The organism is Variovorax sp. PDC80, assembly GCF_900115375.1.
GTDB lineage: Bacteria > Pseudomonadota > Gammaproteobacteria > Burkholderiales > Burkholderiaceae_C > Variovorax.
Genome location: NZ_FOWG01000001.1, coordinates 762,202 through 776,293, shown reverse-complemented (window position 1 = coordinate 776,293; position 14,092 = coordinate 762,202). Strand labels below are relative to the sequence as shown.

Genomic DNA, 14,092 nt, shown 5'->3' with positions numbered 1-14,092 from the left:
TCTACGAGTAATCGCAATATACTTCGACCATTCGTAGAAAAACAAGAGGAAATCCGCCGATGCCGGAAAACCCGTATCGGAAGAAACTGCCCGTCACCAATGGAAGTTCTAGACCGTCCCTTCGTTAATATTCGTGGGTCTCTACGAAATATCGGAGGAAATATGCCCACACTCGTCCCCGCCGCCGCCCGCACCATGGCGCTGCTCGAGCTGTTCGCGCGCGAAAAGCGCGAGCTCTCCAATTCCGACCTGGCGCGGCTCATGGACCTGCCCGAGAGCAGCTGCTCGGACCTGCTGCACACGCTGCACGAGCTCGGCTACCTGCTGCGCACCGCGCGCAGCCGGCGCTTCTATCCAACCGCCCGGCTGCTGGCCGTGGCCAAAGAGATCTCGGCCAGCGACCCGCTCTATGCCGTGGCCTCGGAAGCCGCCGAGCTGCTGCGCGACAAGACCGGCGAGACCGGGCTGGTCGGCCGCGTCGAGGGCGGCGTGGTCAAGGTGCTGGCCTTCTTCGAGGGCCGCCATCCGCTGCGCTACATGCAGAACCCCGGCGACAAGCTGAGCCTGCACGTCTCGGCGCTCGGCAAGGCGGCGCTGGCGCTCGGCACGCCCGAGGAGGCGGCGCGCCAGCTGCGCCTGAAGCCGCTGCGCCAGCTCGCCGAGGGAACCATCACCGACCTCGCCGCGCTCGAGGCGCAGGTGGCGCGCGCGCGCGAGCAGGGCTGGATCTGGGTCGAGAACGAAGGCGGCGACGGGCTCTCGGCCCTGGCCGTCGCCGGCTACGTGGGCGGCGAGCCGATCGCGCTCTCGGTCGCCGGCCCCACCGATCGCCTGCGCCAGCAGCGCGAACCTTTCCTGGCCGCCCTGCAGGAAGTGCAGGCGCTGGTCTTCCGTCCCCGCAACGCCCGGGAGCCCGGCGCCTCGTAGACCGAGGGCCGGGCGCCCGGCGTGCGTCCCTTTCCATCCAACGCCACAGGAGACATCTCGATGAATTTCACCCCCGACGCCGACCAGGAACTGCTGCGCGACAGCATCCGGCGCTTCATGAAGAGCGAGGTGGCGCCCCTGGTGGCGAAGCACGACGTGGAGAAGACCTTCCCGTTCGAGATCCTGAAGCAGCTCGCGCAGTTCGGCTACATCGGCGGCCGCCTGCCCGAGTCCGATGGCGGCATGGGCCTGGACCAGATGACCTGGGCCATGCTGATGGAAGAGGCGGGCCACACCTGGCTGTCGCTGCGCACCATGCTCAACATCACGAACGGGCCGATCCACAAGATCGCGAGCGAGGGCACGGTGGCACAGAAGAAGCGGTTTCTCGAGCCGCTGCTGGCGAGCGAGCGCCGCGTCTTCACCGCCATCAGCGAGCCCGGCACCGGCTCGAACATCGCGCAGATCCAGACCCGCGCCGACCTGCAGGGCGACCACTACGTGCTCAACGGCCGCAAGCTGTGGATCACCAACGGCGCCTTCGCCGACTTCGGCATCGTGGTGGCGCGCACCTTCAGCCCCGACTGCCAGGGGCAGCTGTCGACCTTCCTCGTGGAGCGCGAGGTCTCGCCCTTCGAGGCGCGCCGCGTCGACACCATGGTGCTGCGCAGCACCGGCACCGCCGAGCTGAGCTTCGACAACGTGAAGGTGCCGCGCGAGAACCTGCTGGGCGAGGAGGGCAGCGCGCTCAAGCGCATGCTGGTGGGGCTGGACGGCGCGCGCGTGAACATCGCGATGGGCGCGGTCGGCGCCGCGCGTGCGGCGCTCGAGCTGTCGATCGACTATGCGCGCACGCGCACCCAGTTCGGCAAGCCGATCGGCAGCTTCCAGCTGGTGCAGAAGCTCATCGTCGACATGACGGTGCGCGTGGAGGCGGCGCGCGCGCTGGCGCTGCGCGCGGCGGCGGCGCTCGACGCCAATGCCGACGACGCGCGCATGGCCTGCTCGATCGCCAAGCTCTATGCCACCGAGGCTGCGCACGAGGTCGCGAGCATGGCGCTGCAGGTGCATGGCGGGCTCGGCTATTCCACCGACTACCCGATCGAGCGCATCTTCCGCGACACCCGCGGCGGCACCATTCCCGAGGGCACGACCGAGGTCCAGACGCTGATCGTCGGGCGCGAGATCCTCGGCATGTCCGCGATCGCCTGAGGGGAGCACCGCAATGCAAGGCACCCAGGACACGCGCCCGGTCGACATCGCGCGGCTGATCCGCCCGCGCTCCATCGCGCTGGTCGGCGCCTCCGAGCGCGAAGGCAGCATCGGCGAGCGCACGTTGACCAACCTGATCGAACACTCCGAATTCGACGGCGAGGTCTACCTCGTCAATCCCACCAAGGCCGAGCTTCGCGGCCGCCGGTGCTGGCCCAGCGTGGCCGCGCTGCCCGCCACGCCCGACGTGGCCGTGGTCGCCGTGCCCGCGAGCGGTGTGCTGGCCGTGATCGAGGAATGCACGGCGCGCGGCGTGGGCTTCGCCGTGATCCTGAGTTCGGGCTTCGGCGAGGCCGGCGAGGAAGGCGAGCGCGAGCAGCAGCGCATGAAGGAGATCGCCGCGCGCGGCGGCCTGCGGCTGTACGGCCCCAACTGCCCGGGGCTGACCAACGTCAACCATCGGCTGGGACTGACCTTCTCGCCCTCGTTCCCGCACGACCTCACGAAGGGCCCGATCGGCCTGGCCACGCAGGGCGGCGGCCTGGGCCGCAACGTGATGCAGGCGATGGAGCGCGGCATCGGCATCGGCCTGTGGGCCTCGACCGGCAACGAGGTCGACCTGCAGGTGGCCGACTTCATCCACTACATGGCCGACGCACCCGACATCAAGGTGGTGGTCACGCTGCTCGAGGGCATCAAGGACGGCGCCAAGTTCGCTGCCGCGGTGCAGCGCTGCGCGGCCAACGGCAAGCCCGTGATCGGGCTCAAGGTGGGCCGCTCCGAGTACGGGCGCAAGGCCGCGCAGTCGCACACCGCCTCGCTCACGGGCTCGGCCGAGGTCAACAGCGCGGTGTTCCGCCAGTTCGGCGTGATCGAGGTCGACGACATCGACGAGCTGGTCGACACCGCCTGGCTGTTCGCGCGCGCCATGCCGGGGGCGCAGGAGGCGCTGGGCATCTACTGCTCCTCGGGCGGCACGGCGGCGCTCACCGCCGACGCGGTGGGCGCCGCCGGCCTCACCTTGGCCAGCTTCGCGCCCGAGACCACGGCGGTGCTGCGCGCCAAGCTGCCCGACTACGCGGCCATCGGCAACCCCGTCGACACCACGGCGATGGTGCTCAGCGACAAGACCGTGGTCGAGACCACGCTGGGCTGCGTGGCGAACGATCCGCACACGGGCCTGACCATCGTGCCGATCGCGCTCGACTACGGCGAGACCACCACGCGCATGGCCGACAACATCATCAATGCGCAGAAGGACAGCGCCTCGCCGATCGTGCCGATCTGGATGAGCGACCGGCTCGGCGAGGGCTATCGCAAGCTGGTGGCGGCCGGCTTCGCGCCGCCGCGCTCGGTCAACAAGGCGATCGCGGCGATCGCGCGCTGGGTCGAGTACGGGCGCTGGAAGCGCGCGAATCCGTCGAACCCCGAGGCGCGGCCGGTGCTGCCGACGCGCGCGCCCGAGGGCGGATTCGCCACGCGCAGCCTGTCGGAATCGCAGGCCAAGGCGCAGTTGAAGGAAGCCGGCATCGCGCTGCTGCCGCAGGGCCTGGCGCGATCGGCGCCGGAGGCGCATGCGCTGGCCGAGGACATGGGCTACCCCGTGGTCGCGAAGATCGCGAGCGCGCAGATCGTCCACAAGTCCGACATCGGCGGCGTGAAGGTGGGACTGCAGGACGCGCCCCAGGTCGCCGAGGCCTGGCGCGAGATCATGGCCGCGGCCGCGAAGCACCATCCCGAGGCCACGGTCGACGGCCTGCTGATCGAGAAGATGGCACCGCGCGGCGGCACCGAACTCATGGTGGGCGTCACGCGCGACCCGGTGTTCGGCCATGTCATGACCTTCGGCCTCGGCGGCATCTACGTCGAGGTGCTGCGCGACGTGACGCGGCGCATGCTGCCGATCGGCCCGCGCGACGCGGCGGCGATGGTGCGCGAGATCCGCAGCTTCGCGCTGCTCGACGGCGCGCGCGGCCGGCCCAAGGCCGACCTCGCGGCGCTCGAGGCACTGCTGCTGCGCGTGTCGGACTTCGTGGTGGCGAATGCCGACCGCATCGAGGAGATGGACCTCAACCCGGTCTGGGTGGGCGCGGTGGGCGAGGGCGCGCTGCCGCTCGACGCCGTGATCATCGAGCGCGTGCCGGCATGACGCGGGACCTCGCAACGCCGCCGCTGGCCGGCATCGTGGTGGTCGACTTCAGCGAGCTGCTGCCCGGCCCCTTCTTCACGCAGAACCTCGCGGAGCTCGGCGCGCGCGTGATCAAGATCGAGCGCCCGCCGCATGGCGACAACGTGCGGCGCATGGGGCCGGGCGTGTTCGAGGCCGTGAACCGCGGCAAGCAGAGCCTCTTGGTCGATCTGAAGGACGAGGCGCAGCGCGCCGAGGTGCGCGCGCTGATCGCCACGGCCGACGTGGTGGTGGAGTCGTACCGGCCCGGCGTGATGGCGCGGCTGGGGCTCGATGCCGAGAGCCTGCGCGCGGAGTTTCCGCGGCTGGTCTATGTGTCGCTCAGCGGCTATGGCCAGCAGGGGCCGTGGGCCGACCTGCCGGGACACGACATCAACTACCTCGGCGCGGCCGGCGTGCTCGCGGTCTCGGGCGTGCCCGGCGGCGGCCCGGCGCAGAGCTTCGGCCTGCCGGTGGCCGACCTCTGCGGCGCGATGTATGCGCTGTCGTCCACCCTGGCCGCGCTGCTGCAGCGCCAGCACACGGGCCAGGGCCAGCACCTCGACGTGGCGCTGGCCGACTGCGCGCTGCATTGGATGAATCCGCGCCTCGGCGCCTGGCGCTCGTCGGGCGATGCGGACCTGGCCGCGCAGCGCGAGGCCACGCTGGTGAAGGCGGCCTACGGCGCCTTCCTCTGCCGCGACGGCAGGCACCTGTCGGTGGCCGCGCTCGAGGACCACTTCTGGGCCCGCCTGTGCGAGGCGCTCGATCTCTCGCCCTATGGCGACGCGGCCTTCCGCTCGCATGGCGCGCGCAAGAAGGTGGCGCCGGCGATCAATGCGCGGCTGGCCGAGGCGCTGGCCGCACTCGATGCCGACGACGCCTTTGCGCTGCTGCAGCGGCACGACGTGCCGGTGGCGCCGGTGGTGGAGCCGGCCGCGCTCGCGGCGCTGCCGCAGTTCGCGCAGCGCGGCAAGTTCGAAGGCGATGCCACGCTCGCGCTCGTGCGCTATCCGGTGCCGATGGCGGGCGTCGTACCCGGCGGGCTCGGCGGCGCGCCGCGGCTCGACAGCTCGCGCGGCTGAGCGGCCATGACGGCACCGCTCTTTTGCACCCGCATCACCGAGCTGTTCGGCATCGACCATCCGATCCTGGGCGGCGGGCTGATGTGGCTGTCGGATGCGCGCTACGTGGCCGCGCTGGTCAATGCCGGCTGCATGGGCTTCGTCACGCCGCGCTCCTTCGCCGACGACACGGCCTTCGCGGCCGCGCTCGTGCAATGCCGCGAACTCACGCGCGGGCGGCCCTTCGGCGTGAACCTCACGCTCTCGAAGCGGCCCGAGGCCAACACGGCGGTGCGGCGCTGGATGGAGATCGCGCTCGCGCACGGCGTGCGCCATTTCGAGACCGCGGGCTATGCACCCGGCGAACTGATCGGCACCCTGCACGCGGCCGGCGCGGTGGTGCTCCACAAGGCGCCGGGCCTGCGCCATGCGCTCGCGGCCGAGCGCGCGGGCGCCGATGCGGTGGCGCTGGTCGGCATGGAGGAGGGCGGCCATCCGGGCGCCAACGAGCTGCCGACCATGCTGCTGGGCGCGCTCGCGGCCGAGCAGCTGCGCGTGCCCGTGGTGCTGGCCGGCGGCATCGGCCATGGGCGCCAGCTCGCGGCCGTGCTCGCGCAGGGCCTCGACGGCGTGCTGATCGGCAGCCGCTTCCTGGTGGCCGAGGAGGTCGCCACCCATCCGGCCTACAAGCGGCACCTGCTCGACTGCGACGAGCAGTCCACCGTGCGGCTGCTGCACTCGCTGGGCAACACCTGGCGCGTGCTGCGCAATGAGACCGCGCGCGAGGTCGAGGCGATCGAGCGCGCGGGCGCGGCCGACCACGCCGCCTTCGGCACGCTGATCGACGGCCGCGCGACGCGCGACCACTGCTACGCGCAGGGCGACTGGCAGCGCGGCATGGTGTCGCTCGGGCCTTCGATCGCCTTCGCGCGGCGCATCGAGCCGCTGGCGGCCATCGTGGCCGAGCTGCTGGCGCAGGCACGGGCCTCGCTCGCGCGCCTGCCTTCCCTCGTGTCCCCCGCACCGGAGCCCTCATGACGCAGCGCCTGCCCTTCCTCGACCGCCTGGCGGTGCCCGCGATCGCCGCGCCCATGCTGCGCGTGTCGGGCATCGAACTGGTGTCGGCCGCCTGCCGCGCCGGCGTGGTCGGTGCCTTCCCGACCGCCAATGCGGAATCGCTCGAGGCCTTCGCGGGCTGGATGGCGCGGCTCAACGACGAGGCGGCCGCGGCGCGCGATGCCGGCACCGCGCATGCGCCCTGGTGCCCCAACCTGATCATGCGGCGCGACCCGGCACGCGTGCGCGCCGAGGTCGAGCTGATCGTGCGGCATCGGGCCGAACTCGTGATCACCAGCGTGGGCTCGCCCGCAGCGGTGATTCCCGCGCTGCACGACGGCGGCTGCCTGGTGCTGGCCGACGTGGCCTCGGTGCACCATGCCGAGCGCGCCATCGAGGCCGGCGCCGACGGCCTGGTGCTGCTGACCGCGGGCGCCGGCGGCCACACCGGCTGGGCCAATCCCTTCGCCTTCGTGCGCGCGGTGCGCGCCTTCTTCGATGGCCCGCTGGTGCTGGCCGGCGGCCTGCCCGACGGCGTGGCGCTGCGCGCGGCCACCGTGCTCGGCTGCGACCTGGGCTCGATGGGCACGCGCTTCATCGCCACCGAGGAGAGCCTGGCCTCGGCGCCCTACAAGAAGATGCTGGCCGCGAGCTCGCTCGACGACGTGATGACCACGCGCGCCTTCACCGGCCTGCCAGCCAACTTCCTGCGGCCCTCGGTGCTGAACGCGGGGCTCGATCCGGCGACGCTCGACGAGACGGTGTCGGTGCAGGAGGCGCGCCAGCGCTTCGGCGGCGGCTCCGAGGGCGCCGTGATCCAGCGCTGGGCCGACCTGTGGAGCGCCGGGCATTCGGTCGGCGGCGTGGCCGGGCTGGCCACGGTCGAGCAGGTGGTGCGCGGGCTGCGCGCGGAATTCGACGCGTCCGCATCGGCCTAGGGTTTTCCCTGAAAGGCGCGTCCGAAACGCCGGACGGCCTGCGCGGGCCGCGTCCGGATGCGCGGCGCGGGGCCTTCCCGGCTCCTGATTTTCTTCAATGAAATCAAAGACTTGAGTCGGGTTCGCGTGCCATTTTTACTGGCATGTGCGTTGCTCTGTGTTCTCCACTGCCGGCGCCGCCTGTTCCGAAGGCGCAGCCGGCGACAACGAGCCCAGGAGACAACCATGACCCTCAGCCGACCGGCCTTGCGACCCCCTTCGCCAGCACGCCCCGCCCCGCGCGGCGGCGCGCCGGCGCGCTGACCCCGTCCGACCGCGCCCGTCGGGCGCACCCCCTTTCCATCCAAGTGTTCAGCCCCGGCCGGCCCCCGGCCTCAAGGAGATTTCCCGTGGACCACGTATCCGCATCCGCCCCCAAGCCCTTCTACAGATCGCTGTACTTCCAGGTCATCACCGCCATCGTCATCGGCGTGCTGCTCGGCCACTTCTATCCCGACACCGGCGCCGCGATGAAGCCGCTGGGCGACGGCTTCATCAAGCTGATCAAGATGATCATCGCGCCGATCATCTTCTGCACGGTGGTGGTCGGCATCGCCGGCATGGAGGACATGAAGAAGGTCGGCAAGACCGGCGGCCTCGCGCTGCTGTACTTCGAGATCGTCAGCACCATCGCGCTGATCGTCGGCCTGGTCATCATCAACATCGTGCAGCCCGGCCACGGCATGAACGTGGACCCGAGCCAGCTCGACGCCAAGTCGATCGCGGCCTACACCGGCCCGGGCAAGATGGCCTCGACCACCGAGTTCCTGCTCAACGTGATCCCGACCACCGTGGTCGATGCCTTCGCCAAGGGCGAGATCCTGCAGGTGCTGCTGTTCGCCGTGATGTTCGGCTTCGCGCTGCACCGCTTCGGCGGCCGCGGCACGCTGGTGTTCGACTTCATCGAGAAGTTCTCGCACGTGCTGTTCACCATCGTCGGCTACATCATGAAGGTGGCCCCGATCGGTGCCTTCGGCGCGATGGCCTTCACCATCGGCAAGTACGGCGTGGGCTCGCTGGTGCAGCTCGGCGCGCTGATGGCGACCTTCTACGCCACCTGCCTGTTCTTCATCTTCGTGGTGCTCGGCGCGATCGCGCGCGCGCACGGCTTCAGCATCTGGAAGTTCATCAAGTACATCAAGGAAGAGCTGCTGATCGTGCTGGGCACCTCCTCGAGCGAGGCCGCGCTGCCGCGCATGATGGCCAAGATGGAGAACCTCGGCGCCAAGAAGTCGGTGGTCGGCCTGGTGATTCCCACCGGCTACTCGTTCAACCTCGACGGCACCTCGATCTACCTGACCATGGCCGCGGTGTTCATCGCCCAGGCCACCAACACGCCGATGTCGATCACCCAGCAGATCACGCTGCTGCTGGTGCTGCTCTTGACCTCGAAGGGCGCGGCCGGCGTGACCGGCAGCGGCTTCATCGTGCTGGCGGCCACGCTGTCGGCCGTGGGCCACGTGCCGGTGGCGGGCCTGGCGCTGATCCTGGGCATCGACCGCTTCATGTCGGAAGCGCGCGCGCTGACCAACCTGATCGGCAACGGCGTGGCCACCATGGTGGTCGCGAAGTGGACCGGCGATCTCGACACCGAGCGCCTGACCAGCCAGCTGAACCAGGGCAGCGGCGCCGAGGCCGACGAGCCCGAGCTCGTGCTCGACGCCAAGGAAGCGCACATGCCCGCGGGCAGCGGGCGCTGATCGGGGCCGGCGTTCGCGCCGGTCTTTCTTCGGACGCCCGCCTCGCGCGGGCGTCCTGCCTTGCGGACCACGATCTGCATTAACCTGCGCCACGAGAACCGAACCACAGCGGCGCGCCCTTCCATGGAGACTTCCACCGTGACCTTCCGTCCCCGCACCCGGCGCGCGGTGGTGCGCTGGTGCGCCGCGCTCGTGCTGGTGGCGCTGTCCGCCCTGGTCGGCCACCACCTTTCCACGCAGGCCGGCCTGGCGCGCTTGCGCGAAGCCGCCGAGCACCGGCTCGACATGGTCGCCACCGGGCTCGACGCCGAGCTCACGCGCTTCGACTACCTGCCCGCGCTGCTCGAGATGACGCCGGTGGTGCCCGCGCTGCTGAACGCGCCGGCCGACGCCTCGCTGCGCGACGCCGCCAACCGCTACCTCGCGGGCGTGAACGCCACCGCGCGCGCCGAGATGCTGTACGTGCTCGACGCCGGCGGCACCTCGCTCGCGGCCTCCGACTGGGACCGGCCCGGCACCACGCTGGGCCAGCACTACGAGTTCCGGCCCTACATGATCGATGCACTGGCCCAGGGGCGCGGCCGCTTCTACGGCGTGGGCATCACGAGCCGCCGGCCCGGCTACTACCTCTCGTACGCGCTGCGCCGCGAGCCGGCCGTGCCCGGCGTGGTCACGGTGAAGATCAACCTCGAGGACAACGAGGCCGCGTGGCGCAAGCTGCCGGGCGACGTGATGGTGGTCGACCAGCGCGGCGTGGTGATCCTCGCCACGCGCGACGACCTCAAGTTCCGGCCGCTGCTGCCGCTCGACGCGCTGCAGCGCGCCGAGGTGCTGCGCTCGCGGCCCTATGGCGAGGCCGCGCTCGCGCCGCTGCGCTGGCAGCGGCTGGAGGCGCTGGCGCCGGGCGTGCAGCTGATCCGCGTGGAGGGCACCGACCGGCTCGTCGCCAGCCGCACCCTGCGCAACGCGCCGTGGCAGCTGCTCACGCTCGACGACATGGCGCCGCTGCGCGTGGCCGCGCGCAATGCCGCGGTGACCGCCGGGCTCGGCATGGTCGCGCTGCTGCTCTTGGGCGTGACCCTGTGGCAGCGCCGCCGCGCCGAGCGCCAGAAGCTCGCCAACCAGGCCGCGCTGCAGGCCGCGCACGATGGCCTCGAGTCGATGGTGGCGGCGCGCACCGCGCAGCTGCGCGCCGCGCAGGACGAGCTGGTGCAGGCCGGCAAGATGGCCGCGCTGGGCCAGATGTCGGCCGGCCTCGCGCACGAGCTCAACCAGCCGCTGACCGCGATGCGCACGCTGTCGGAGAGCGCGGCCATCCTGCTCGACCACGAACGCCACGACGAGGTGCGCGGCAACCTGAAGCGCATCCGCGACATGGTCGACCGGCTCGCGCGGCTGACCGCGCAGCTCAAGACCTTCTCGCACAAGAACCAGCTCGGGCCCTCGCCGGTGGCGCTGGCCGCCGCGATCGACGATGCGCGCGTGATCGTCGCCGGCGCCGAGCAGAAGCACGGCGTCCAGGTCGAGGTCGACATCGAGCCGCCGCAGCTCGCCGTGATGGCCGACGAGGCCGCGCTCGGCAGCGTGCTGGTGAACCTCATGCGCAACGCGATAGAGGCCATGGAGCACATGCCGCAGCGCGTGCTGCGCCTGCAGGGCCGGCTGAGCGAGGACGGCCGCGCGGTGCTGACCGTGAGCGACACCGGCCCCGGCATCCGCGACGACGTGGCGCCGAAGCTGTTCGAGCCCTTCGTCACCACCAAGCCCGCGGGTTCGGGGCTGGGGCTGGGCCTCGTGCTGTGCGCGCAACTCGTGCGCGCCATGAACGGCGGCCTGCGGGCGGACAACCGGGAGGGCGGCGGGGCATACTTCGTCGTCGACCTGCCGGCCGCCAGCCCCCACGCCCACCCATGACACCACCGCCCGCCAACGAAGCCTCCGCCATCCGCGTGCTGCTCGTCGAAGACGACGACGACGTGCGCCTGAGCACCGCGCAGATGCTGGGCCTGGCGGGCTTCGAGGTCGAGGCCTTCGCGAGCGTGGAGCGGGTGCGGCCGCACATCGCCTTCGGCGTGCCCGCGGTGGTGGTGTGCGACGTGCGGCTGCCGCGCATGAGCGGCACCGAGTGGCTGGTGGAGGTGCGCGGCATCGATCCCGAGCTGCCGGTGATCCTGGTCACGGGCCATGGCCACATCGCGATGGCGGTGGCGGCGATGCGCGACGGCGCCTACGACTTCATCGAGAAGCCCTTCACCACCGAGCGGCTGGTGGCCATCGTGCGGCATGCGATCGAGCGGCGGCAGCTGGCGCTGCAGGTGCGCAGCCTGCGCGAGGCGCTCGACAACTGGAACGGCATCCAGTCGGTGCTGATCGGCCGCTCGGCCCAGATGCAGCGGGTGCGGCGCAACGTGATGACCCTGGCCGGCACCTCGGCCGACGTGCTGATCTACGGCGAGACCGGCACCGGCAAGGAGATGGTGGCGCGCTGCCTGCACGACCACAGCGAGCGCCGGCGCGAGCACTTCGTGCCGCTGAACTGCGGCGGCCTGCCCGAGGCGCTGGCCGAGAGCGAGCTGTTCGGCCACGAGGCCGGCGCCTTCACCAGCGCCAACCGCACGCGCGTGGGCAAGTTCGAGTACGCGAGCGGCGGCACCCTGTTCCTCGACGAGATCGAGAGCATGCCGATGGCGGTGCAGATCAAGCTGCTGCGCGCGCTGCAGGAGCGCAGCATCGAGCGCATCGGCTCGAACAAGCCGATCCCCTTCGACTGCCGCGTGGTGGCCGCGAGCAAGGAGGACCTGAAGGCGCTGAGCGACCGGCAGAAATTCCGCGCCGACCTCTACTACCGCATCGGCGTGGCGTTCATCGAGCTGCCGCCGCTGCGCGAGCGGCGCGAGGACATCCCGCTGCTGTTCGAGCACTTCACGCTGCAGGCCGCGAAGAAGTACGACCGGCCCGCGCCGGTGCCCAGCCATGCGCAGCTCGCCGACCTGATGGCCTATGCCTGGCCCGGCAACGTGCGCGAGCTGCGCAACGTGGCCGACCGCTTCGTGCTGGGCCTGCTCGGCGAGCGGCTCACCTTGCTGCGCACGAGCGAGGAGGAGGTGCTGCCGCAGGCCCTGCCGCAGCAGGTGGAGGCCTTCGAGCGCGCCGTCATCGTCGAGGCGCTGCGCCAGCACCAGGGCGACCAGCCGGCCACCGCGGGCGCGCTGGGCATCGCGCGCCAGACCCTGTTCGACAAGCTGCGCAAGCTCGGCATCGCGGCCGAGGAATTCAAGTAACTCGCGTGCAGGCATTCGGGCGGCGCTAGCATGGCCCGATGCGAACACTCTCCTTTCCCCAAGGCGCCGGCAACGGCAACGAGATGCCCGTGCTCGGGCTGGGCACCTGGCGCATGGGCGAGGCCGCGGGCCGCCGCCAGGCCGAGGTGGCCGCGGTGCGCGAGGCCATCGCGCTCGGCTACCGGCTGATCGACACCGCCGAGATGTACGGCGAGGGTGGCGCCGAGACCGTGGTGGGCCAGGCCGTGGCCGAGGCGCTGCGTGCCAACGAGGTGCGGCGCGACGAGCTCTTCATCGTCAGCAAGGTCTATCCGCACAACGCGAGCCGGCGCGGCACGCCCGAGGCCTGCGAGCGCAGCCTGAAGCGCCTGGGCCTCGATGCCATCGACCTCTACCTGCTGCACTGGCGCGGCAGCCATCCGCTGGCCGAGACCGTCGATGCCCTGCAGGCGCTGGTGGCGCGCGGGCGCATCGCGCGCTGGGGCGTGAGCAACTTCGACACCGACGACATGGAGGAGCTGGCGCCGCTGGGGCAGGGCGGTCCCTCGTGCGCGGGGAACCAGGTCTACCTGTCGCTCGGCGAGCGCGGTCCCGAGTTCAGCCTGCTGCCCTGGCAGCGCGAACGCGGCATCCCGCTGATGGCCTACAGCCCGATCGACCAGGGCGCGCTGGCCGACGACGAGGGGCTCGGTGAGCTCGCGGCGGACCTGGGCGTGAGCGCGGCCCAGCTCGCGCTTGCGGCGGTCATCGCGCGGCCGGGCGTGGCGGCGATTCCGAAGGCGGTGGGCAGCGCGCATCTGAAGCAGAACTTCGCGGCGGCCTCGTTGAAGCTCGACGCCGGCGTGCTCGCGAAGCTCGACCGGCTGCATCCGCCGCCGAAGCGCAAGACGGCGCTCGCGATGATCTGATCGAAGCGGCCGAAGCGGCCGAAGCGGCTAGGCCGCGTCGCCGCTGCGGTCGCAGAGGTAGCTGATCACCATGTCCGAGGCGTGCCTGAGCCGCGACTGCTGGCGGTCCGAGGCGCCGAGGTCGACGTCGAGCACGTACGAGAGCGTGTAGCGGTTGGTGATGAAGTACGAGCCCAGGCCCGAGATCGAGACGTAGAGGTCGACCCAGTCGGCATCGCGGCGGAACACGCCTTTCTGCTTGCCCGATTCGAGGATGGTCGACAGCGCGGTGCGCAGCGGGTTGAACATCTCAGAGATCACCTTCGACTTGCGGATGTGCACCGCCTTGTGCAGGTTCTCGGTCGACAGCAGCTGGTGGAACTCGGGCTGGTCGATGAAGTGCTGCACCGTCTTCTCGACCAGCTCGCGCATGTCGCGCACCGGGTCCTCGCCCGTGAGCGCGAGTTCGTTCTGGCGCTCGCGCATCGCGCCGTAGGCGCGCTCCATCACCTCGATGAACAGCGCCTCCTTGCTGTCGAAGTAGTGATAGACGAGGTTCTTGCTGATCTTGCAGCGGGCCACGATCGCGTCGATGCGCGCGCCGTCGTAGCCGTGCGCGGCGAACTCCTTGCTCGCGATCTTCAAGATCCGGTCTCGCGTTGCCACGGCATTGCGCTGCCGCGGCTTGGGCGTCTTTGTGTCGTGTGTCATGGGTCCTGATGTCGGCGAGGCACCACCGAGGCCGCGAGTCTACTTCCGGCGCGGGCGCGAAAAAGATGCAAAACAAAGGTTGACATCGTGCGGTCACGGCTCCTATATTT

Annotated in this window: 11 protein-coding genes; 10 read left to right on the top strand and 1 reads right to left on the bottom strand. The window is 70.9% G+C overall.

Going from position 1 to position 14,092, the window contains the following annotated elements:
* Positions 1-162: 162 nt before the first annotated feature.
* The 10 genes from BM109_RS03435 to BM109_RS03390 all read left to right on the top strand — a co-directional run bounded on the left by BM109_RS03435 (position 163) and on the right by BM109_RS03390 (position 13,292).
* The gene (locus tag BM109_RS03435; protein WP_093340550.1) at positions 163-927 is read left to right on the top strand and encodes an IclR family transcriptional regulator; all 765 of its coding nucleotides are present in this window, start codon (positions 163-165) and stop codon (positions 925-927) included.
* 60 nt (positions 928-987) lie between these two features.
* Positions 988-2,139 (top strand): acyl-CoA dehydrogenase family protein, encoded by a 1,152-nt coding sequence (locus BM109_RS03430; RefSeq protein ID WP_093340548.1) that lies wholly within the window; start codon positions 988-990, stop codon positions 2,137-2,139.
* A gap of 13 nt (positions 2,140-2,152) precedes the next feature.
* Positions 2,153-4,288, top strand: coding sequence for an acetate--CoA ligase family protein (locus BM109_RS03425; RefSeq protein WP_093340547.1), 2,136 nt, complete (start codon positions 2,153-2,155; stop codon positions 4,286-4,288).
* Complete coding sequence (locus BM109_RS03420) at positions 4,285-5,391, top strand: CaiB/BaiF CoA transferase family protein (RefSeq protein ID WP_093340545.1); 1,107 nt, start codon at positions 4,285-4,287, stop codon at positions 5,389-5,391. The genes BM109_RS03425 and BM109_RS03420 overlap by 4 nt, the downstream gene beginning before the upstream one ends.
* A 6-nt stretch (positions 5,392-5,397) precedes the next feature.
* Complete coding sequence (locus BM109_RS03415) at positions 5,398-6,408, top strand: NAD(P)H-dependent flavin oxidoreductase (protein ID WP_093340543.1); 1,011 nt, start codon at positions 5,398-5,400, stop codon at positions 6,406-6,408.
* Positions 6,405-7,364: an NAD(P)H-dependent flavin oxidoreductase gene (locus tag BM109_RS03410; RefSeq protein WP_093340541.1), complete on the top strand. Its 960-nt coding sequence runs from the start codon at positions 6,405-6,407 to the stop codon at positions 7,362-7,364. Before BM109_RS03415 ends, BM109_RS03410 begins: the two co-directional genes overlap by 4 nt.
* A 389-nt stretch (positions 7,365-7,753) precedes the next feature.
* Positions 7,754-9,103 carry a dicarboxylate/amino acid:cation symporter gene (locus tag BM109_RS03405; RefSeq protein ID WP_057591534.1) on the top strand — a complete coding sequence of 450 codons (1,350 nt, stop codon included), beginning with the start codon at positions 7,754-7,756 and terminating at the stop codon, positions 9,101-9,103.
* 138 nt (positions 9,104-9,241) lie between these two features.
* A complete protein-coding gene (locus BM109_RS03400) occupies positions 9,242-11,017 on the top strand; it encodes a sensor histidine kinase (RefSeq protein WP_256222318.1) in 1,776 nt (591 codons plus the stop codon).
* Complete coding sequence (locus tag BM109_RS03395) at positions 11,014-12,384, top strand: sigma-54-dependent transcriptional regulator (RefSeq protein ID WP_093340537.1); 1,371 nt, start codon at positions 11,014-11,016, stop codon at positions 12,382-12,384. Before BM109_RS03400 ends, BM109_RS03395 begins: the two co-directional genes overlap by 4 nt.
* 38 nt (positions 12,385-12,422) lie before the next feature.
* Complete coding sequence (locus BM109_RS03390; protein ID WP_093340535.1) at positions 12,423-13,292, top strand: aldo/keto reductase; 870 nt, start codon at positions 12,423-12,425, stop codon at positions 13,290-13,292.
* Between the two features lie 27 nt (positions 13,293-13,319).
* Here BM109_RS03390 and BM109_RS03385 read toward each other — a convergent pair whose 3' ends face one another.
* Complete coding sequence (locus BM109_RS03385) at positions 13,320-13,982, bottom strand: TetR/AcrR family transcriptional regulator (protein WP_093340533.1); 663 nt, start codon at positions 13,980-13,982, stop codon at positions 13,320-13,322.
* Between the last annotated feature and the right edge of the window lie 110 nt (positions 13,983-14,092).